The 22,836-nt window shown below is 61.6% G+C and carries 14 protein-coding genes; 10 read left to right on the top strand and 4 right to left on the bottom strand.

Annotation, left to right across the window (positions count from 1 at the left end):
• The first annotated feature begins 62 nt into the window (after positions 1-62).
• On the top strand, positions 63-1,328 hold the full coding sequence (locus NJ1_RS16070; RefSeq protein ID WP_067694333.1) for a hypothetical protein: 1,266 nt from the start codon (positions 63-65) through the stop codon (positions 1,326-1,328).
• A gap of 436 nt (positions 1,329-1,764) precedes the next feature.
• On the opposite strand, the gene NJ1_RS38125 is transcribed toward NJ1_RS16070, so the two are convergent.
• On the bottom strand, positions 1,765-2,106 hold the full coding sequence (locus NJ1_RS38125) for a WhiB family transcriptional regulator (RefSeq protein WP_084478383.1): 342 nt from the start codon (positions 2,104-2,106) through the stop codon (positions 1,765-1,767).
• Positions 2,107-2,323: 217 nt separating this feature from the next.
• The gene (locus tag NJ1_RS16075; RefSeq protein WP_169813156.1) at positions 2,324-3,298 is read right to left on the bottom strand and encodes a JmjC domain-containing protein; all 975 of its coding nucleotides are present in this window, start codon (positions 3,296-3,298) and stop codon (positions 2,324-2,326) included.
• Between the two features lie 543 nt (positions 3,299-3,841).
• Here NJ1_RS16075 and NJ1_RS16080 point away from each other — a divergent pair.
• From NJ1_RS16080 to NJ1_RS39125, 6 genes are all read left to right on the top strand, one after another.
• Complete coding sequence (locus NJ1_RS16080; protein WP_157574010.1) at positions 3,842-4,261, top strand: effector-associated constant component EACC1; 420 nt, start codon at positions 3,842-3,844, stop codon at positions 4,259-4,261.
• Positions 4,251-8,531 (top strand): WD40 repeat domain-containing protein, encoded by a 4,281-nt coding sequence (locus tag NJ1_RS16085; RefSeq protein ID WP_157574011.1) that lies wholly within the window; start codon positions 4,251-4,253, stop codon positions 8,529-8,531. Before NJ1_RS16080 ends, NJ1_RS16085 begins: the two co-directional genes overlap by 11 nt.
• Before the next feature lie 847 nt (positions 8,532-9,378).
• Positions 9,379-10,221, top strand: a complete 843-nt coding sequence (locus tag NJ1_RS16090) for a glycosyltransferase family 2 protein (RefSeq protein WP_067694346.1) — start codon at positions 9,379-9,381, stop codon at positions 10,219-10,221.
• Between the two features lie 200 nt (positions 10,222-10,421).
• Positions 10,422-11,324, top strand: coding sequence for a hypothetical protein (locus tag NJ1_RS16095; RefSeq protein WP_157574012.1), 903 nt, complete (start codon positions 10,422-10,424; stop codon positions 11,322-11,324).
• A 1,055-nt stretch (positions 11,325-12,379) separates the two neighbouring features.
• The gene (locus NJ1_RS16100) at positions 12,380-13,387 is read left to right on the top strand and encodes a hypothetical protein (protein ID WP_157574013.1); all 1,008 of its coding nucleotides are present in this window, start codon (positions 12,380-12,382) and stop codon (positions 13,385-13,387) included.
• Positions 13,388-13,931: 544 nt separating this feature from the next.
• Positions 13,932-14,567, top strand: a complete 636-nt coding sequence (locus NJ1_RS39125) for a WXG100 family type VII secretion target (RefSeq protein WP_157574014.1) — start codon at positions 13,932-13,934, stop codon at positions 14,565-14,567.
• 254 nt (positions 14,568-14,821) lie between these two features.
• Here the strand turns inward: NJ1_RS39125 and NJ1_RS16110 are convergent, their stop codons facing one another.
• Entirely contained in the window at positions 14,822-16,039 is a 1,218-nt protein-coding gene (locus NJ1_RS16110) for a trans-sulfuration enzyme family protein (protein WP_218025206.1), read from the bottom strand.
• Between the two features lie 36 nt (positions 16,040-16,075).
• Here NJ1_RS16110 and NJ1_RS16115 point away from each other — a divergent pair, with 36 nt between their 5' ends.
• Both NJ1_RS16115 and NJ1_RS16120 read left to right on the top strand, forming a co-directional pair.
• Positions 16,076-16,531: an Lrp/AsnC family transcriptional regulator gene (locus NJ1_RS16115; RefSeq protein ID WP_084478335.1), complete on the top strand. Its 456-nt coding sequence runs from the start codon at positions 16,076-16,078 to the stop codon at positions 16,529-16,531.
• 161 nt (positions 16,532-16,692) lie between these two features.
• Complete coding sequence (locus NJ1_RS16120) at positions 16,693-16,956, top strand: hypothetical protein (RefSeq protein ID WP_067694357.1); 264 nt, start codon at positions 16,693-16,695, stop codon at positions 16,954-16,956.
• Positions 16,957-17,012: 56 nt separating this feature from the next.
• Here the strand turns inward: NJ1_RS16120 and NJ1_RS16125 are convergent, their stop codons facing one another.
• Positions 17,013-18,317, bottom strand: coding sequence for a beta-ketoacyl [acyl carrier protein] synthase domain-containing protein (locus NJ1_RS16125; protein ID WP_067694709.1), 1,305 nt, complete (start codon positions 18,315-18,317; stop codon positions 17,013-17,015).
• Between the two features lie 954 nt (positions 18,318-19,271).
• Here NJ1_RS16125 and NJ1_RS16130 point away from each other — a divergent pair.
• The gene (locus NJ1_RS16130) at positions 19,272-22,832 is read left to right on the top strand and encodes a non-ribosomal peptide synthetase (RefSeq protein ID WP_281202130.1); all 3,561 of its coding nucleotides are present in this window, start codon (positions 19,272-19,274) and stop codon (positions 22,830-22,832) included.
• Positions 22,833-22,836 lie beyond the last annotated feature (4 nt).

The following is a 22,836-nucleotide window of genomic DNA, read 5'->3' on the forward strand; positions in this document are numbered from 1 at the left end:
ACCCACCCGATATATCCACACATGGGAACCGCGATTCCTCGTATTCCCCGTACGTTGGCCACATGTCCAACCAGGAGCGCTCTCAGATGCACGAGCTGAGACACCATGCGCCATGGGGTGGTGTGTTCGCCGCCGCCGCCGCGATCGGTCTGTGCGTGCCACTGACGATGTTGTTCGCGGACACCTGTTCCTACCGGACATGCCGAGACCCGTTGGTGCCGTTGTCCTTCGCTGTAGGCGTGACCCTCGTCGGGGTCGCATGCACTTTGATCGTATCCGCGACGATGATCCACTGCGCAGGGCGTCAGGGGCGACCGCGGTTCAAATACGCGGTGATCGCACTGGCCGGTGTGCTGGTGTCCGTCTGCAGCGGCGGAGCGCTCATGGCTGTCGATGTCGATTCCCGGCCAGATCTCTCCCTGGCCTCGAGAGACATCGAGGCCATGCTCAGCCATATCCCGGGAACCCGGAGCGTGTCGATCGAGATCGGCAACAACTTCTCGGCGGTAGTAGTGCTGAGCGAGGACGCATCGACCGAGCAGGCCAACGCAATCATCGCGGCCTTCCACCATCGCACCACGGCGTTACCGGATCTCCGCGAATGGGATACCGATATCGAAATACGCCGCAACGACCAGAAGAGCGGCTTCAAAGTGGGAAACGGAGGGTTCGCCACGGCTGCAGACCACATCGCGCAATGGCATTCCCTAAGCAGCGCCTTCCCCGATGATGAGATCGAATGGACCTATCGATGGTCCGCCCGCTCGAACTCGGACACACTCTCGTCCGGCCACCTCGGTGTCGGGGACATTTTACTCAGGCTCCCGCACGCCAATGACTTCCACGCCGTCAGCGAAACCTACCGACGCCTGATGAACCAGTTCGCTGATCTATCGAGTGCCAAATGGCAGATCGAAACAACGGCCCCTGAGCGCGGGTATCTACAGATGAACCATCGATACCCCACCGAGGTAGAGCTCTCGGTATGGGATCGGCTCAACATCGACCAGAACCCGCCTCACTCGGTGCGAATGGCGTCACAATCCGTTCTACCGTCCTCTCCGACCACGTGGCGGCCGTCCGTCATCGAGCGCTTCGATTCCCAGGACCTCAACGCCGCTAAACTGCTGGCCGAGAAGCACCTCCCCATAGTCGCCGAGCTGGGTGCATCCGCCCTCGACTACCTAGCTACCCCCAACACGCTCGACAGCCTCGGAAGCTACGATCGCGATCGGGGTCTTCGGGTCACCATCGGTGGGTGCCAGTCCACCGACTACCCGCCCACACCGACAGAACAACTGTTCGTGGATCTGTTCGGACAATGCTGATCGGCGAGAGAAGAGCACAGCCAGCGGTCGTGGGTATTCTCGCGCCCAGCCCGACCAACTGCACCAACGCAGGACGGCATGTGAGCGCGCTGATGAGAGCTGATGCTCTCATCAGCGCGCTCACCAGGTATGACACTGATCTGCTCATCACACGTAGATCCTCATGCTCGGCGGCCGGCTGCTACCGACCTCGGCACGGTCGAAGACCACAGCCGCCGTACTTCTCCCGCGCGGCTACGAGCCACGCCGCGATCACGGGCCCCTGATCGATAGCACCAGGCATCACGATCGTCATTCTCACCGCCGCCGAGACGGACACACCCTGGCATCCCGCTACACGGGCATCCGCGCCCGTGAGTCCCGAGCCGGTTGACTCTGTGCCCGATCAGCGGAGCGGCACTCACAGGGGTCTCTACCATCCATCGGCCCCGGCACATCAGCACACTCCACGCCGCGCATCGCATCGGCGCTGATGTCGGCTCACTGTCTTGGCCGCAGAGCCCGGCTTCTTCCCGAGCAGATCGTGACGCTCTTGCTCGGACATCCCACCCCAAATTCCAAAAGGCTGCTCCGTTGCCAGCGCATACGACAGGCACCGATCCACCACCTGACACGAGCGGCAAATCTGTTTCGCCCGACGCACCCGATCAACACGAGCCCGACCACGCTCCCCATCAGGATGAAAGAACATCGCCGAGTCCATTCCACGGCAGGACCCCGAATCCTGCCACCGCGTATCATCAGCGATTCCATGGTCACCTCTGACCGCTACCGACATGGCCACTCCTTGAACAGGTTGATTCCGGGTCAGAGTAGGACGTCCCCAGGCATGGAAAGCCGTGCCGCACTTCGGTGGCAGCACGACACCGCCTCGACCGTAACCGAACCGAACAAACCCCAATATCCACCGATGAGCATCCGTCCTCACCCCCAGCGAGTACGCATCGGAATTCACCCCTGCACGACATGTTCCTAGACGCGAACCGCGCGCTGGATCAGTCGGGCAAATCAGCGAAAAACGGATAGACCGTGCCAGGATTCTCCGACCAACTCTCTGCACGGGCCAACTCGGCGAACGACGCTCCGGTCGTGCGGACTTCTGATCCACTCGATCTGGCAAGGACCTCCGCGAGAGCAGCGACAGTCTCCGGGGCCTCCAACGTCCGCGTCAGCAAACCTATCGCCGTCGTGAGTTGATCCTCGAGTTCGTCCTGACTGGTATGGCGAGAGTGCACCAGCTCCCACGCCTGCCGATCACGCTCGACCGCAAGACCGACCAAATCCGAAAGCAGATCCTGCCGGCGGCGAACACGTAGCGCTACCACAAGATGCAACGACGTCGACCGCTCTGCAGCCACCACATGAAAAGTGTTCCTGGGCAGATACATGACATCGCCCGACCGCAGCGAGTGAGACCCCGATGCCTCCCCGAGTGCGGCCGGATCGAGACGAGTCACCCCGGTCTCGAGCCGTCCTGATGTAGGCCACAGTTGCCAGCACGAGGAACCCTGCAACTGGATGATGAACAAATCCACCAGATCGCACGACGGCCCACACGCCTGGGTCCCCGCTGGACGCAAGAACGCTGTGACATCCACCGGCGCGCCGAACCGCGTAGACAATCCGGCAGCGAGCATTCGAAGACTCGGCTGATCACGATCGATCAACGGCCATTCTATCGTCGCCCCGTTCCGGAAACAGTCGAGCACCTTGGAAGGAACCACATGATCGGGTACACGCTCACCACTCACCCACACGTCCGCGGTAAATTTGCTCGTCGGAACACGTTCAGAATTCTCGATGAGTTGGATGTAGGGCGGGCGCAGATACTCCGAATTCACGATCCGATCGAGATCGACGACGGTCAGCAACTCTCGGTAGGACTCTCCGAATGCACCAGCGTTGAGATAAGGTGCACGCCCGAAATAATCGGCGAAAAACGCGGACTCGTCGCCGACCAGGTCGGACAACGGTGACACAAGCATATACAGCTGCCTCTCGCAGAGCAGAAACAGTCGGTGTCGAAACAACGCAGCCCTTGCGACGATGGGTCGGATCGACACGCAAGCCGCGCACCATCATCGACAGCCCGTCATCGTCCTGAGGTATGCGCACCCCCTCGAGCTGACCAGGCATTCACCGAACGGCAGATGGAGTCTAGGTCACGCGCCGGACCCTCCTTCGACGATATTCCCACGACTGGCAGTCTCTGCAGAACACCCTCAATGCCGTTGCGCAAGAGTCGATTCAGGCGCCGCGTACAGAATCGACGACCCACCGACACCGTAGGCGCACGACGTTCACCCATCCGATGCTCTACGTCGGTCGCGCCGGGCAGCCTCGTCGGAAACTCGATGATGCGATCAGGCGTAGGTGCATCACTCGCGGGAGGTGCTCAACGCCGACGCCTGCCCGGTTGCGCCCACAGAGATCTCCGTTGCCCGGTGAACCCCAGCGCTGCAGTGGAATTCCATGACAGAATCGCGGCGGGAAACGAAAACCAGGAGGGGCGTGTGGATCTCGCTATCGAAATCGACGCCATCGAACCGATCGACCCGGCTGAAAAGCTACGGGCTCTGCGCACCGAGTTGATCGAGGACGAAGCACTACACGAGAAGATTTCCATCCTCTCAGCGCCGCCCGCCGAAGGGACGCTCGGCACCGCCACCGACATGGTCATCGTGGCCTTGGGCACCGGCGGAGCGATAACGGTCGCCGCACGAGCCACCGCAACGGTCCTGACAGCATGGTTGCATCGAGAACACACCAACCTCGACATCCACCTCACCGACACAGCCACCGGTCGCTCGGTGGACCTGAACATCGAATCAGGAAGATCCATCACCTACGACGAGCTCGCCACCTTCGTCACCCGATCGATCGAGAAACTCGTCAACGACTCCGTTGATCGACCCGGCTCCGATGCCGAATGACCCCACACCACCGCGCCTGACTCTCACCGGGTCAGGAACTCGGGTCCTGATCGTCGCGACCGAGGACTACCCCCAGGGCGAATTAGCGACGATAGGGGGCGTACTCGCGATCGCCCGGCGACTCGCGCAGGCCTTGGCCACCCGCTGCGGTGTCGACCCCGCCAACATCGAACTGCTCGAGAACCCCGCCAACCCGGACGCCATCGCGATCGCGTTCACAACCGCGGCACAGCAAGCGACCGACACTCTCGTCTTCTACTACATCGGGCACGGCGTCTTCAACGACGACCTCACATTGATGCTCGGCACCCAAATGACCACAGGCCCGAACAATCAGCGAGGCAAAGCCTGGCCCGTCACCGAGATCCAACGAATCAGCACCGACCACGGAGGACCTCGCCTCCTGGTGCTTCTGGACTGTTGCAACTCCGGCCGTGCCCAATCCTCCTCCCTGGTCAAAGACTTCGACCTGCGCGCACGCGGTCGCGGGATGTTCATCCTCGCCGCCGCGTACCGAGAAGCTCACGCAGCACCCGACAACCAGGGCACCGTATTCACCCTGGCTTTTCTGGACCTGCTGACCAAAGGCAGCACGCACGCTGCACGATGGATCCGCGTTTGCGACATACCGCACCTGATGCAACGACTGCTCGACGGGCGAGCAACCAAACGTGGTGACCCCGCGCCGATCCCGATCCAGGCAACGACCGGAAACATCGGCTACCTGATTCTCGCCTCGAACCTTCAAGGCCCGGAGCCCACCACCCGACTGGCTCACCTGACCGACCTGGCCGACATCGAATACGACGGCCCCTGTCCATGGACAGACCTCGCCCCGATCTACGCCACGACCACCGCCCAACTGTTCGGACGCGACGCATTCCTCACCTCGGCCCTCACCACCATCTCCGAACTGGCCGTGAGCTCAGGGCTGATCACCCTTGCGGGCGCCTCCGGCGTGGGCAAGACCTCAGCGGTGCACGCGGGCCTGCTACCTGCCATTGCCGCCGGCGCATTGAGCGTCCCTCGCTCGAACCTCTGGCCGCAGTTCACCATGACCCCAGGCACCAACCCCATCGAAACACTCACCACCACTCTGGCCACACACCTGTCCCCGGCCCGCGACCTCGACGACCAACTGCGCTCGTGCCCTGACCAGTTCGACTCCGCCCTCACACGAGCGATGCGCGAGCATCCCACTCCAGAGCACATCGTGTTGGTGATCGACCAGTTCGAGGAACTCTTCAGCGATCGCGTCGACAAGGACGATCGAGCGCTGTTCATACGAGCACTCATCGCTCTCGCCGACGGCCCAGCACTGGTGCTGCTGTGCTCACGCGCCGATTTCTACGGCGCCTATCTCGAAGATCCCATCCTTGGCCAGGCACTGTCGCCCCAACGCCAATTGAACCTGCCACCGATGTCGGAACCCGAACTGCGAGAGGTGATCACAGGACCCACCGACGCGGCCGGAATGGCGATCGAAGCTCGATTGGCAGATCAGATCATCAACGACCTACGCGAAGGCACACGATTGTCATCAGCCAGCCTGCCGATGCTCTCGTGCGCACTCACCCAAACCTGGCACAACCGGCTCGGATCCGTTCTGACCCACGACGGCTACACCGCCGCAGGAGGTGTCGGTGGCGCGATCGCCCAAAAAGCCGACCAGATCTATCAGGAACTGGCCGACAAACCACACGTGCTCACAGCAGCCAAACGCATACTGATCGCATTGGTCCAGTTCCGCGCTACAAGCGGCCCCGTCCGACAAGCAGTGACCATCGACAATCTCGTCGTCGGAGCCAGCGACGAACAACGCTCAGCATCGGCTCAGGCACTCACAGCACTGCGCGATGCCCGACTCGTGGTCATCGACGACGACACCCACCTGGCTCGCCTGGTGCACGATGCACTCATACGCGAATGGGGAACACTCGCAGGCTGGATCTCCGAACACAAGGAAGGCTCGGCCACTCGCGATAACCTCATCGCAGATGCTGAAAAATGGGCTTCGGCACCATCGGCTCGCAACTCCTCCTACCTCTACCGCGACGACGCACTGGTGATCGCCGAACGGTTCGCCGAAAATCACCCGCTCGGCACCATCGCACGCGAATTCCTCGACGCCTCCCGACAGCTACGAGCCCGCGAACAGCACGCAGAGCACACCCGCCGCACCCGAGAACTCCACATCGAGAAAGCACACTCCGCGGCATTACGCGTCCGCGCTCGAATCCTGATCGCGCTCACCACCGCCGCCGTCCTCGTCGCGATCACCGCGGGCTTCTACTTCGTCCGTGCGCGTGCGGCGCAGCAGCAGGCCACTGCGCTGCTCTACACCACTGTCGCAACCCATCTCGTGCAAGATGCACAACAACTGTTCGGCCGGGGCCGCGACACTCGCCGCGCCGTGCTGGAAACGCTCGCCGCGCACGCCCTGGCACCGGAAACGACCACCCTGGCGCTACTGGGCGCACATATCCACACAAGCCAGGTCACCGCTCTGGCCAGGCTCGACGGCATCGCGAGCCAAACAGTCACCGTCGACACACGGTGGAGAGTCCTCGGCGACTACACCGGTACGGTTCGAGTGTGGGACACCCACACAGCCACCGACCCCCGCCCACTGATCGGCACAGCCCACGACGCTGTCGTCAGTGTGAGCATCAGCCCCGACGGGCGATGGGTCGCCGCCGGTGACGTCAGAGGAGCGGTACGGGTCTGGGACACCCGAACATCCGAGGGGCCCCTGTCTCTGGCCGGCACAGGCAACACATCGGTCAACGGCGTCGCCATCAGCCCCGACGGACACTGGATCACCGCAACCGACTCCGCGGGAGCGGTCCGAGTGTGGAACGGACCCACCACGAACTCACCACGCATGCTGCCAGGAGCCGATCAATCAGGCCTCGACGGCGTTGCCATCAGCCCCGACGGGCGATGGATCGCCGCTGCAACCCTGACTGGATCAGTCACCATATGGGACACCACAGGCGACCCTGAACCCCGACCGCTTCCCGGGGCCGGCAACTGGCGTGTGCGTGCAATAGCCATCAGCTCCGACGGCCGGCAAGTCGCCACCGGAGACGAACTCGGCTGGGTCCGAGTGTGGGACGTGAGAACCGCCACCGGGCCCCGCGTACTTTCCGGCAGTGGTAATGCGCCGACACTCTGTACACAAATCAGTCCCGACGCACAACATGTGGTCGTCTGCGACATCGACGGCGCTATACGAACCTGGGACCTAGCGCAACCCCAACCTCAGGCACTACCTGATCTCGGATTAGCCGAGACCTACGCTATGGCAATCAGCCCCGATGGTCGCTGGATCGCCCTCAGCGACAACACCGGCCAGATAGGGGTCTTGGACCGGCAATCACCCACCCCGCTGCAGGCCTTTCCCGGCACCAGCGGGTCTCTGGCGCTCATCGCGATCAACAACGACGGGCAAGTCGTCATAGGCGACACCGCAAACACCGGCGCAGTTCGCCTGTGGAACGCGCACACCCAAGCCCCACCGCGCACACTGATCGATTTCCACTACCCTTTCGCCAGCGGCCTGTCGACAAGCAGCGACGGACGATGGGCAGTGGCCGGAGACATCCCGGACACCGTACGAGTGTGGGACCTTCGAACCACCGACGAACCGAAAACCTTACAGGGGCAAGACAACTCGGCAGTCAGCGCGGTGGGCATCACCCCCGACGGCCAATGGGTCGTAGCAGGGCATTACCACACCGGAGCGGTCCGCCTATGGGACACTCACACCGCCGGAAACCCACGAACCCTCCGCGGCACCGGCAATGCCGATGTCTATCAAGTAGCCATCAGCAACGATGGACGATGGATCGCCGCCGGCGACGCGGCAGGAGTGGTCCGGTTGTGGGACACCAAGGCATCCCACAACCCTCAGATCCTCACCGGCCTCAGCGCCGCTGTCTACAGCCTCGCGATCAGTCCTGACGGACGATGGATCCTCGCAGGAGACACCAACGGCGCCATACGGATCTGGAGCACAGACGCACAACAAATCGGCACCATCAGCGCAGACCAAAACCTCGGCACAGCAGGCGGTTTCGGCTTCGACCACACCCGCCGATCGATCACCGTGCTCTCCACCGGCGGCATCTCCCTCCTGCCGTTCCCAGCGCCGGACACCACAAGCCTGTGCGCCACACTCACACAACCCATGAGCGCAGAAGAATGGCGAGAATGGGTCTCCCCCGACATCCCCCAGCGACCGGTATGCCCGCGTGCCGACCCTTGACCAGGCGGGTTGAACTCCAGAATCGACGCCGAACAGCGCGACAAAGAAGGCAACGACACCCGGTCCGAACATCCTCACCGTGCATCCATGTCTGAACGTCCGATCACACGAAGACCGCCGAGTGTGCTCGCCACGCACCGACGTTCTACGGCGGCGAAAGCATTCGAATGCTTCCCCCTTCGAGGCACTACCCCGATTCCCTGTACTCCGGAATTTCGCCGTAGCGTTGTTCGCCCCCGATCGGCAACCGCGCGAGCACCTCCCGATCTGCATGATCGAGGGCAAAACCATACAACCCGGCGAGCTGGTCACCTCGGCCTCGCCCACCACGCCTAACGACGCTCGCGGAGTGCCGGCGCGGGCATCGCTACATGTGCCCGGTGCCGTGGTCGATTAGCTCGTGCCCGATCCCGGGTGCGAGAGGCGCTGATGGGCTTCCGGGGTGTCGGATACTCGGCGAGGTGGCCCTACACCCACCTCTGGACCCCGACAGAGCATGCCGATGCAACCTCCTCAGGTGTGCTGAAGCGGACGGGCAGCGCGACGCTGTGCGAAGAAACTGCGCGAGCAGGCAGTTTTCTAGAACCCCAGAACCCGGTGCGCACCGCAACAGGGAACGAATCACGATACCGAGGGGTGGTGTATCGACCGGATTCCTCGCCCCAGCTATATGCGCGACGTGGGACTGCGCTTCACCCCGGCGGCTTCGGGTTTGACACCGAGTGAGTTCTCAGCCGTCGGGCTTCCTGACAACGGGAACAGTTGAGCATTCACGACCTGGGAATCTGCCCTACCGTGCATCTGCGGTATGCACGCCGTGTCCCAAAATCCGAGGTGGATGTAGTCGATGACCAGCCAACCTGCTCTGACAGTTGTCGTTCCAGTTCTCAACGAATCAGCTTCCATCGAGCCCACCCTGCGCCAACTAGTAGCGCAGGCCAAGATCGAGGAAGTGATCGTGGTCGATAACGGAAGCGATGACGACACAGCCCACGTCGTGCAGGAATTCGCCATCCGACACCCGAAGGTAGTGCTCCTGCACGAACCAGTGAGAGGGATTACCTTCGCCCGAAACGCAGGCTTCGACAAGGCCCGCGGCGACATTATCGCGCGGACCGATGCAGACACTGTAGTTTCCGATGAATGGGGCGCCACCATTCTCGGTTTTCTGGCGGAAAACCCCGACACCGCCGCCGTCACAGGGCTCTGCACCTACCATGACTCGCCCGTCGGCTTCCTTCTGAGATGGGGCCAACGGCTGATGATCCGAACACGACAGCTCGGGGGACCCGTCGGCAACATGTACGGACCGAACATGGCGCTCCGTCGCACGGCCTGGCTCCAAGTTCGTGAACACACCCAACACCGCGCCGATGTGGCCGAAGATCTCGATCTGGCATTGTGCCTGCTCGAAAGACACCTTCGAATCGAACAGCTCACGACAATGCGCGCCCAGACGTCGGCTCGACGTCGACGCACCAGCCCAACTCGACAATGGCAATTCCAAATGATCGGCCTGCGCACCCTACGCGACCACGGAATCGAGCCTCGCCTGGTCGATCGAGTCGTTGTCACGCTGGCATGGCTGACACACACGATCCAATGGCCCATCTACCGCTGGTGGGACTTCGGACGTCGACGGTTCAGCCTCCACCCCGGCATCGAGCGAGTTTCCTCGGTAGGCCGCTAGTGCCTCCCGCAGACTCCGTACGCGAGTCCAACACCAGAACACATCTGGCACCCGTTCTTCGTTACACCACCCTGATGGTCGTACTGACGATAACGGCAGTCCTGGTGACCGGATGTGGCTATTTCGATCACGATCGCGCCCAGGCCGATCACGACAATTGGTCACGCAAGATCGAGACTGCCATCCGAGCGCTTCCCGGGGTGACCGACGCGTCACACCGGTTCGAGCACTACAAGGGCAAACACTTCACCGCCAATCTCGATGTGCGGCTCAGGGACGATGCCACACCGGCCGAGGCCGCGTCCGTGGTGAGTGTTATGGGTGCTCAACAGCTTCCGCAGCGTTTCCACGAGGATCCGATACAGCTCACCATCGATCGAATGGCGGACTCCTATACCGCGTACTGGCTTCTCGGTCGTGACGTGAGCACTGAAGCGATCGCCGCACACGCGTGGGCACGACTATGGGCCGTCCGCACTGAAGTGCACTGGGACTCCAAAGGCGGCGACGCGAGCCGCGTAACCAACTCCATCGACGTCCGAGCAGGCTCCGAGCGCGAACCTCACCACGCCACCGCAGCGATGCGCCGAATCATCCACGACTTCCCCGAACTGGCCTCCAATCAGTGGACCGTATCCGCCGTTCATGAGCGCGAGCGCGGGTTCACCAATCACTCGGAACGGAGCCCCGGATCCTATCCATGGTCCCACGATCGCCTCGTCCCCCACCAACAGCCCACCCCCCGCTTCCCGTCCAATGAGGAACTCGATCTGTGGCAGTGGTTCCTGACTGATCAACCTGTCCCGTTCTTCGTTCAGGTGTCGGTCTACGACCCGCCCTCCGAAGGCCGCACACTGGACGTCACCGTATTTCCCGCCGTGGGTACGGAATTCAGTGCCGCGCAGATCACCCAACTCGCCGAACTGCATCTCCCCTACCTGGCTGGCTCCGGCACCGTGGTCGACTACACGATCCACACACCCAACGGCCCTGCGTACTCCATGGGCCCGTTTTTCGAGGTTGTGGTCGGCGGCTGCCAGACATCAAGGCACAACGTCTCCCCGGAATCTCAGCCCTACGTGCGTCAGTACGAACACTGCTGATCCGAGCCCCACAAACCGCCGTGTCGAGATGATGAGTGCCCGCGATGTGGAGCACTGCAGGTAGCTGAGTATGAGGTGATCGGCCACGGCAAACTGGATAACGAACGATCCTGTGGTTTCACCGAGCTGGAGCCAAAGTCGTGTTCGGCCAGCCTCGGATCGCTACTGTCAGTCGATCTTCCGCAGAACCCTGTACGGTTCGGTCATCGACACCAGCAGATGTCGCCCGCTCAGTTTCAGGACGCAGAACTACTCGTTACCGACAGCCAGCCTCGCACCGAACGCGACCACCAAGTCCTCCGGAATCACATCCATCGCACACCGGACGCTCTCGCGGTCCACCCACATCTTGGCAGAGCCTGCCGCGCAGCTCATCAACAGGTGAGGCGCCCCGTCCAGGAAGAACTAGGGCCACACGGTCACATAGATCTCACACAGTTGAGTCGTCCAGTTCGGGTGCAACGAGGTGTTGTCACGCTCGAGATAGCACGCGAACTGGGCCTTAACCTCACCTCGATCAGGTGTCTACCTCATAGCCGCCCGATTTTCGGCGATTACCACGGAGACCCTGGACCAGCGGACCGGCTGGGACTTGCCCCTTGCGACACCCACCGGCCGAGCGGCAGACGCCGAATCAGCCAGCGCTGAGGCGAAGAAATCAGCAAGGTACTCAACGATCTCCTCTGCGCCGTGCCGGCACCGGACAGGTGCCAGTCTCGCAGATGCCTCGCTGATCGCGTTGGATCCGACCGAGCCCAGCACCTCGAAATCTCTCGGTACGACACCAGATGCGTTATCGCTCTGGACTTCCCAACCGTGAGCAGTGGGTAGGTTGTCGTCATGATCGCACCGCTGCTCAGGGGCGTTGACGTGATGCCGTGGGCAGATCCCCATCACACCTCCGGCTCGGTACCTGACATGCCGAAGCCGTTGCGTCCGTCCCACCACCACAGCTCGGACAACACCCCGCATACATCGACAACCGCCGTCGCACAATTCTGTAAACCAGTCGTGAACGAGAAGTACGCAGCCCCTCGCAGCGCTGGAGGAGCCAATTGACCAGCGACATACTCCCAACCCACGCGCGCGAACAGGCATTTGACCACCTTCACGAAATGGTCACCTCGGTACGCGACGACCTCGGCGTACCGCCGACTCTGACAGAGTTCCTGGAGATGATCGCGTGGTCCATTCCCGACGCCAGCGACAAATTCGAGGGCGTCGCATCACACGCGATATTCACCGCCACACTGGCGAACGGCCACACCTACCGAAGCACGGCCTCGCACGTACCGGACTTCAACGACGCTACGTTCTGCGCCGCAGACGATCTCACCCGCTTGATCATCGAGAGCGTTGCCTGCACTCACCGTCGCACCGCGACACTCGCCGACATAGCAGTGGCACTGCTGCAACTTCTCCGCCCTCATGACCACCTCCTGTTGGATATCGCCGGAACCGACGTGCGCAGCATCAGTGCCCGCGCCAAGAGACCTGTCGCCCGCGCCACGAACGGCGACCTGCTCGCCATACCCGTGCGCGGCGGATTCGCGATCGCGATCGTGATCACCAACAACCGATTCGGTCTGGGCCTGGGGCTGTTCGAGGGAACCACACCCCACCCACATCCACGCAACGACAATATCCCCGCCGGCGTCGTATACACCGACGGCCGGGCCATCGCCGCCGGCACATGGCCGATAATCGGACATGCCGATGCGCAACTGGCCCAGTTCCCCGCTGAACCGGAAATCTACTACAGCCCGCACCAACAATTCCGCGGCACGACCGATTTGGGCGAATTCGGCGCCGCGGAAACCGCAGCCGGTGCACTGCGACTCATCGGTCGCGACGAAGCCGCCCGTATCGGGCTCCTCGACGACAGCTACCATCAATTTTGGGATAGCGACTACCTTCATCACAAACTCGAAGCGGCTGCACCCGACGTTGAACGCCCAGATCCAGCCGGCGATGAACCTTCCGCGCATATCCCTACGAAAAACGTCACAACCTCACCAGAAGTCAGCAGACCGAAATCGACGGCCAACCAGGATCTTCATTAGGTGCCAACCAGTGGAGTCGCGCCGTGTCAATGCGTTCGATACGTCCTAAACAACCACGACGTCCACCCAACATTCCATGGCAGGAGATCGATCAATTGCATAAGCTGATCGGACGTATTCGACCGTCGATCGCGATGCCAAGTCCGAGAAGGCAAAGACTGTTTCATGTCACACAATCCTGATGACAACAGGGATACAGGAACCGAAAATGACGCCGCTCTGTGGGTCGACGAGAATAACTTGCCAAAGGCCATCAAGCAATTCTCTTGGGCACTCGATTCTATGAAGTATGCAACGGATCCGAGGCCGCCGTACGAGGCTACCGCACTCGGTGAGGTTACAATATATTTGAGGGAAAATACGATAGAACTGAACAATCAGATAGCAGCCTGGATCGACGACGGGACCAGATTGAACAGTGCCATGAAATATACTGTGGACAGTTATCATCAACTGGATTCAGCTAGCGCAAAAAAATTCCCCGACGGACATGACTAGTTTCGGTGACTAGCGGTTCGTCTCGCACCCCAAGAACGAGAACCCTATGAGTTTGGTAATCGACAACAGTACAAGTTGGAACTCCGGGAATACAACATTTTTGCAGTCGCTGATTGACCAGATGGATCAACTGGTGTGGTCTGCGGGCGATAACTGCTCCGAGGAGGGCCTCAAATCTATCATTCAGCTCGCATACAGATTTCAGAAGCCTCCGGGAGAGCCGGATTCAATTCGTGACTGGGCGCAGTCGTATGGAATTCGCGCCGAACCAGTTCAGAACGCCATTGGTCAGATGAAGGGCCTGACTTCCGCGGAAATACCTTCAGTCTGGCACGGGAGCGCCGCGCAAAGATACAGTCGAGCGGTGGACGCACTATCTGCCAGAGCATCGCACCTCGATGACACACTCAGGACGGTTTCCGAAGCCTTGTACGGTTGGGCGCAAACTCTCGAGTTTGCGCAGAAGACATACGACGATGGTCGCAAGCAACTGGATAGCACCATGAACAAGCTGAAGACCCCTTTCCATGACGAGGCCGCTCCCGTCGCTCACCCCGTATCGCTTGCCCTGGCCTTTGACGACGCAAGACGCGGACTAAAATGTCTGCGCCTCACCTCCTCTCAGGTGGACGACGGGATGAAGAAAATTGCTGAAAAGCTGAAATCGACGCACGATACATAACATACCGAATGGAAGTAAAACTCCTGATGTCCGCGCAGTATTATAATGCTGTCGTCGCGGACAAAAAATTCCCACCGATTTCGGAAACCTTACATTTCTACTTCCATGGCTGCAAATAGATTCAGTGCCACCGGGGTACTGTGTGACGAGGGGATCGCATGCCGGCTGGATCTGGTTGCCACAGAGTCGGCGGCGACCCTCGGTATCCGAAGCACACCCGGTCAGGATTGAACGAGTGTGCCCAAGCGCGACTTCTATACCGCGCCAGGATGTATGGCCACACTCTCAGAAAGAGCCTTGTCGAGGTCGTCCCACAAGTCTTCGACGCTCTCCAGCCCGATCGACAGGCGTAACAGATGCGGCGTAATACCCCCTGCACTCTTCCCGTGCTCCTCGACCAACCGATGCGTCAACGCCGCCGGGTGCTCGATCAGAGTGTCGACCGATCCCAGCGACACCGCCGCGGTGATGAGTCCGAGTGCTTTCACCACCGATGACGGATCACCGACGGTTTCGAACGCGATCATCGCACCAGGTCCACGCATCTGGCGCCCGATCAACCCGCGCGAGTCAGCACCAGGAAGGCCCGGATAATGCACCACGGACACTCCCTGGTGCCCGGCCAGCCGCACCGCAAGAGTTGCCGCAGTCGCCTGAGCCGACCTGATCCGCAACGGCAGAGTCGGCAATCCACGGTGAAGCAGATACCCCGCCAACGGATGCAGCACGCCGCCTGTGAGGATACGCAATTGCCGCAACCGTGCCGCCCACGGCTGCGAACACGCCACCACACCGGCAAGCACATCACCGTGCCCACCGAGATACTTTGTCGCGGAATGGATCACAAACGCCGCACCAAGGTTGAACGGATTCTGCAGGATCGGCGTGGCGAACGTGTTGTCCACAGCGACCGGAACATCGGCGGCCTGCATGACGACCGCATCGATATCGACCATGGTCAGTGTCGGGTTGCCGGGCGATTCGATGAACACCAGGCCTGTGTCCGAACGCAACCCCGCTGCGACACTGTCCTGTTCGACCCACGTGACCTCGACATCAAGCAGTCCGCAAGAGAGCAGATGGTCGGTACCACCATAGACAGGACGCACCGCCACCACATGCCGTTTCCTCGCGCACGCCACCTGCACCACCGCCGTGATCGCCGCCATCCCGGACGAGAACGCGACCGCCGCAGCAGCACCTTCGAGCTGAGCCAAAGCCCGCTCGAAGCGCGCGACCGTCGGATTGTGCAGTCGCGAATACACCGGCGACGGCGAGGTCGCCGCACCCTCGGCGAATCCCTGCAGCGCATCACCACCCGCGCACATGTCACGAATCGGATAGGTCGTCGACAAGTCCAACGGCGGGGCATGAACGCCCAGCCCCTCGAACTCGTCGCGTCCGGCGTGAACTGACAACGTCTCGATGTTCATAGCACGCAGCTTCGCGCACAACACCGGCGTGTAGTTCATCCGCCGAATACAATTCGGCGAGGAAGGAGCTAAAACGTGCTGGATTCGGTAGATCTCGCCATCGTGCGGGAGTTGCAGAACGATGCACGAATCTCCAACAAGAACCTCGCCGCGAAAGTGAACCTTGCACCGTCGACGTGTCTCGAACGCGTACGGATCCTGCGACAACGCGGGGTACTGAGGGGATTTCACGCCGATGCCGACCCAGGCGCGCTGGGACGACCACTGCTGGCCTTCATCACGATCCGAATCCGTCCTCACACCCGCGAGATAGTCGATCCCTTCATCACCTACACCCTGCAACTGCCGGAAACCATCGCTCTATCACATGTCGCCGGCCCGGACGACTTCCTGGTACAGGTCGCCGTGCGGGACGCGACCCACCTGAAACAGGTACTGCTCGAATGCTTCACCTCCAGACGCGAAGTGACGCAACTGCAAACACACCTCGTTTTCAGCCATATCTACAAGTGGGCTACCGACCCCATGTAGAGCCGAACATCCACCCCTACGCACGGCTCCATCGACCAAACCGCACCCTCGAGTCACACCACGAGCCTCTGATCGATGGGATGACCGTTCAGCTGCTCCGCCGTAGGTTGCCGGTGACGTCTGCCCCCTGATCGCGCGAGGCGACCGTTCGCGAGATTGCCGTGCGTGTCACGATCAGTCTCGACCACGACGTCACGGTGCGGACCTGCGGTGACGGACTCGCGACCGTCTCACAGCAAGTCACTGTGACAGGGCTCGACCGCCGGTTACAGGTCGCGCACACCAGCACCTTCAACGGTCCGATCGAGGACCGTGACGCCACCACGGACGGCAACAAGTGGGCGTGGATTGCCCAGGAACATCTCGGATCGGCGACCGCCGCGGATTTATACGCGGGGTCCGGTCACGTCCTGACAACCGCTTGATCGGATCGACGGTCTGTCCACTGTTACCGGCCCGACAGCCTGGTCGAGCAAACACATCAACGCTGCTCGGGAAGCCCGAGCAGGACATGTGCATTGCTGCCGGTCACACTGAACGACGACACAGCAGCGTAACGCATCCCATCATCGCAAACCGGCCACGACTCCAGACCCTGAGCTAGCGCTAATGACGTTGTCTCCCAATCGATATCGTACGAAGGGTTCTCGGTGCACAACCCTGGTGCGATCTGCCCGTGCACACCACACAGCAAGACCTTGATCATGCCCATCACACCCCCAGCCGCTTGCGAATGCCCGATGTTCGACTTGACCGAACCCACCGCCGTCCTGTGTCGGCCACCATTCGCCAGGCCGTACACTTCATTCAACGCCAGCAGTTCGGCCCTGTCATCCGCACACTTCGCGGTGCCGTGGCCCTCGATCAAACCGACCTGATCCGCGGAGACACCCGCGACCTGCAAGGTCTTTCTCATCAAACGTGCCTGGGCCTGTGCACTCGGTGCACTGATCAGTCGTGACTTGCCGTTGTGAGTACTGCCGATGCCAAGGATTCTGGCATAGACCCGGCGTCCCATCTGTCGAGCCCGCGATTCGTGCTCGACGACCAGGACACCGGCTGCCTCACCCAACACAGTTCCCGTTGCCTCGCTCGAGTAGGACTTGCAATGACCATCCTCGGACAACGCGCGCAGACGCGAGAACGAGTAGTAGGCCATCGGCGAATTCATCACGCATACCGCTCCGGCCAACGCCCACTCGCACTCGCCGGACCGTACCGCACCTACCGCAGTCTGAAGAGCGTTGAGCGAGGAAACACACGCAGTGTCGATACTCAAGGAAGGCCCGACAATGCCCAAACACTGCGATATACGTCCAGACGCACCACCAAGCGCCATACCCGCAGCCCGATACCCGACGAGTCTGTCGATCCTCGCCGACCGCGGAGCGTGCCCTGTAAACGAAATCCCTATATAGCAGCCGACATTCTCACCCACGAGCCGCCCAGGATCGACGCCGGCGTTCTCGAGCGCCTGCCATGCCACCCGAAGCGCGGCCCAGTGCTGTGGATCCATGGCGGCGGCCTCGTCGACCGAGATGCCGAAGAAATCCGGATCGAATCGCGTAGCGTCGGCCAGAAACCCACCCGCATCGGGTACACGTTCCAAATCTAGTTCAACAGGAACGGGATCCAGAAGTTCGAGCCCCCATCCGCGGTCACGTGGAAACGGTTCCATCAGATCACGCCGATCCCGCAAGGCAGTCCAAAACTCCGATGCGCTTGTGACGTTGCCCGGCGCTTCCAATGCGAATCCGCTGATAACAATGGGGTCGAGCTCATTCACGCGGTCATGGCCTTCCTTCTGTGCAGTTGTGCAAGGCCGCGCCGGTACTACGTGCAGGACCAGCAAACCGAGGCCGAATCGAGCCTCAACGTAGCCTTACCTGAGGCCCACCCCCTCGGGGGCTTCCCACTGCCGAGAAGAAGCGCCGGTACCAACGCGAAAAGGCGACGGGATGGCCTATCCGAAGCATCTGAGAGTATGGATGCCTCTTGTCGGCGGTTGCACTGACTCCCAACACTATTGGCGTGATGGCCGAGAGTTGACCAGGTCCTGTCGCCTAGGATTGTGAGCTGATCGGCCCAGATCTCGGGGTCGATCAGGCATCAAGACGGCCGTGGCGGCTGTGATCGGTGATCGACCCCAGGTGCTGACCGACAAGCAGCGGAAACTGCTGGAGCTGCTACTGCCCGAATGCCAGCGGCGCGTGGGCCGCAACTTTGCCGACAATCGCCTCGCCGCTGCCCCACCGACGGCACCTGGAATCAGTGCCGATCGCGCGGCTGAACTGGTACGACACACCGGCAACTGGACTGGGTCGTGTCACTCGACTCCACGATCGTGCGAGCCCACCAACACGCTGGCGACGCGGTGGGGGGCTAGGAATCAGCCGATCACGCCATCGGACGTTCCCACCGCGGGCTGACCCCAAGATCCACTTGCGTAGCAAGGCAACCTGAACGGTGGCGGTATCTCGACTTGCCGCCGGGTGTCCGCCTATCTGCATCAGTGGGAATACGAACCGGACTCAATGGACTTAGGATTGGCTATCCGAACTCTCGAGTCGGTGTGTGCCCGGCGTAAGCGCACCTGCGCAGCGGGACCTCACGACTTTCAGTACACCTACCGACCCACATCACCGCGGAAGGACATCGACGACCACGCTCGCACAGCCGGAAGAGACACCGTCCCACACCGAGCGGCACAAGGGACAATTACCACACTTACGCCCCAAATATGCTGTCCGCCAACCGATGTGAGACTCACCTGCCGACGCACGCGCGCACGAATTCGAGTTGGGCAGCCTCACCGCAGTTGTCATGTCAAAGCTTGTGCTACGAGGCAGTCGGATATCCACCCAAAGACATCACCCCATGCTGTCCCCCACTGCATGGTCTCGAAGGTGTGACTCGGCGCAACCGGTCAAGTTTGGCAGATAAGGGAGATATACGAATGCCCTCACCCGAGAGAGCCCGCTTGACCCCGGAGTGGGAGTCGCTGCTGCGAGCAAAACTGGTCGAAAGCGGGCTTCTGACGCCGGCTTCATACATCCAGGCGCGACCGCCCGGCGGTGTGATTCCACTGTCCTCGACACAGCGCCGGATGTGGTTCGCACAAGCCCTGTCCCCCGACGACGCCTCCCTCAACATGAGCGTCGCCCTGCGAATCGACGGCCCACTCGACGTCTCATCGCTACAGAACAGCATGACCTGGTTGTTCGACCATCACACCATCTTGCGGACCCGGTACCGTCGTGGCCCAGACGGTGAACCGATACAAGTGATAGAGCCGACGTGCAACCCCCCGCTCCCGACCGTCGATATCGTCACCACATCACTGGCATTCGAGGAAACCGTCCAGGCCCTGGCCCAGGAGATCAGCGAGCGCCCGTTCGATCTCGCATCGGAACCTGCACTGCGAGTGGTTCTTTCACGAGCGGCAGCGGATTTGCATGCTCTGATCCTGGTTCTGCACCACATCGCCGCCGATGAGACCACATGGGATGTGCTGCTCTCGGATCTGTCGTCCCGGTACGCCGACCAGACCGGTCACCTCGACACCGCCACCGCGCCGCCAGCCCTTCAATACGCAGACTATGCAGTGTGGGAGCAACAGCGGCTGCGCCGCGGTGACCTCGACACTCAACTCCACTACTGGATAGACCGGCTCACCCCACTGCCGCCCACCGTCGCCTTTCCCGCCACGACACCCTTCAGCGCACAATCGGACCCAACGGGCGAACAATGCAGGCATGCACTCCCGCGCAGCACCATCACCGGTATGCATGCTCTGGCACGAGCCCACCAGATGTCTCCGTTTCTGATCGTGCTCGCCGGGTTGGCCACGGTAGTACACCGATACACGCACGCAACGGATCTGGTGATCGGGATACCGGTCCTCGTGCGCGATCTGCCCGAAATCAAGGACATCAGCGGCAATTTCACGAACACCCTCCCGCTCCGACTAACCATCGAGAGCCATTGGAGCATTCTGGACGTACTGCACCACACTCGATCCGCGTTCCTCGACGCTCACAACCACCGTGACATTCCCTTCGAGCGGGTTGTCGAACAGGTTGCGCCGCAACGCACAACAGGCCGTTCACCCTTGTTCGAAGTGATGTTCGCAGCGACTCGCTCGGTCACTAGCGAACTGAACCTGGCGGGAACGACAACGACCGAGCTTCGGTTACCTCCCACGACCTCGATCTTCGACCTCGCCATCGAGCTGATCGACGACACCACCCTGGCTGCCACATTCCGCACAGCAAAGTACACCCCGGAGTTCATACAGCAAGTACTCGAGCATCTTGCCTCGGTACTGACGCACGCGATGACCGATCCCGCTAGAGCCCTCAGCGCCCTACCCATGATCACCGAGTCACAACGCGAGCGAATCGTCCACGGCTGGAACGCCACCACCGACGCCCGCTACCCCGGCGAAAGACCCGTGCACTCACTGGTCGAGCACCACGCCCTGCGCCACCCGAATGCAATCGCGGTCGTCGCCGACACCGAGCAACTCACCTACCGGGAACTGGACGAGCGTGCCGGAGAATTGGCGGCGCAGTTGCGCGTCGTGGGCATCGGTGCCGACAACCTCGTCGCAATCAACATGGCGCGCTCTGCGGAACTGGCGGTGGCGTTGCTCGCGATACTCAAGGCCGGTGCCGCATTCGTGCCCCTCGAACCAACATGGCCCACGCACCGGATAGCCCAGGTGTGCACAATCGCACGGGTCGCGGCGGTGCTCACCCACGGAACTTCGGGCACACGACTACCGCCCCTGCACACACCGGTAATAGAAATCGACCAGAAGCCTAGCCGCGCAACGGGTCTCCAGAATCACGCACCCGCGGTACCGATGGCCTCCCTTGCCTACGTCGAATTCACTTCCGGCTCCACAGGCACCCCCAAAGGGGTCATGGTCACTCATGCCGGACTCTGCAACCGACTGCTGTGGCAAGGTGCCCTCATCGGGTTCGAACCCGGCGACAGCGCCCTGCACAAATCACCACTCGGGTTCGACATGGGTATCAACGAAATCTTCCTCCCGCTCGTGCACGGAGGCAGAGTGGTCCTGGCTCGCCCTGACACAGAAGCGGACCCCGCGGGCCTGCTCGAACAGATCGTGCGCAACGAAATCACGTTCATCGATCTAGTACCCTCGCTGCTCGAGCCAATCCTGGACCGACCCGAATTCGCCTCGGCGGTCCACACGCTCCGCAGCGTGTGGACCGGCGGAGAGTCACTGAGCCCGGAACTGCTCGAGCGATTCACCACTGCCTGCGAGATTCCCATGTACCACGGTTACGGACCCACCGAAGCGACCGTCGCGTGCACACACCAGATCTACCGACCAGGCACACGCAGGCACACGATCACTATCGGCACACCCAACGCCAACAATCAGATCTACATTCTCGACGAGCGTCTGCGCCCGCTCGCCCCCGGCATCCCCGGGGAACTGTATGTCGGAGGCATCCAGCTCGCCCGCGGATACCTCAGCGACCCGGCACGCACCGCCGACCGGTTTGTCGCCGACACGGTGTCAGGCAACCTCGGTGCCCGCCTCTACCGCACCGGAGACCGAGCCCGCTTCCTGACCGACGGCACGATCGAGTTCCTCGGCCGAACAGACAACCAGCTGAAGATTCGGGGCCGCAGAATAGCGCCGGAGGAAATCGAGAACACACTCCTGACACACCCGGCCGTTCGCCGCGCGGTGGTGGTGGCCCGAGATGACCACCTGCTCGCGTACTGCGCATGCGACGAGACCGCACTGACCTGGCCCCAGCTGCACGACTGGGTGAGCACACGATTGCCACAACAGATGATCCCCCACGCCGGGGCCATCCTCGCCGCATTACCACAGTTGCCCTCGGGCAAGATCGATCGCGGTGCAGTGCAGCGAATCCCGGTCGAATCCACTGCCACACCCACCACCTATCTCGAGCCGCGGTACACCATCGAGCGGGTATTGGTGCAGCTGTGGCTCGACGTACTCGACGTTGCCCAGATCGGTGTGGATGACAATTTCTTCGACTTGGGCGGGCACTCGCTGCTATTGGCCCGCGTACAGAAGCTGATATCCGAGCAGCTCCGATACGAGGTGCCGCTACTCGACCTCTACCAACACCCCACCGTCGCACAGCTCGCCATCCACCTGCAGGGCACCCGCCAACACGGCACCGATTCCCCGGTAGCCGGCAGCGGACTCGACTCTGCCCGCGTCCGAGCACAACGCGGACAAAGCGCCCGCACCGCGCGCCGATCACACCTCGAACATAGGCGGTAAAACA

Origin of the sequence: Nocardia jejuensis NBRC 103114, assembly GCF_001613145.1 — a bacterium.
Lineage (GTDB): Bacteria > Actinomycetota > Actinomycetes > Mycobacteriales > Mycobacteriaceae > Nocardia > Nocardia jejuensis.

Excerpts from the sequence above, each read along its gene's own strand:
- NJ1_RS16070 (WP_067694333.1), top strand. The coding sequence starts at position 63 with ATGTCCAACCAGGAGCGCTCTCAGATGCACGAGCTGAGACACCATGCG.
- NJ1_RS38125 (WP_084478383.1), bottom strand. The coding sequence starts at position 2,106 with ATGTCGGTAGCGGTCAGAGGTGACCATGGAATCGCTGATGATACGCGG.
- NJ1_RS16085 (WP_157574011.1), top strand. The coding sequence starts at position 4,251 with ATGCCGAATGACCCCACACCACCGCGCCTGACTCTCACCGGGTCAGGA.
- NJ1_RS16090 (WP_067694346.1), top strand. The coding sequence starts at position 9,379 with ATGACCAGCCAACCTGCTCTGACAGTTGTCGTTCCAGTTCTCAACGAA.
- NJ1_RS39125 (WP_157574014.1), top strand. The coding sequence starts at position 13,932 with ATGAGTTTGGTAATCGACAACAGTACAAGTTGGAACTCCGGGAATACA.
- NJ1_RS16110 (WP_218025206.1), bottom strand. The coding sequence starts at position 16,039 with ATGAACTACACGCCGGTGTTGTGCGCGAAGCTGCGTGCTATGAACATC.
- NJ1_RS16130 (WP_281202130.1), top strand. The coding sequence starts at position 19,272 with ATGCTGTCCGCCAACCGATGTGAGACTCACCTGCCGACGCACGCGCGC.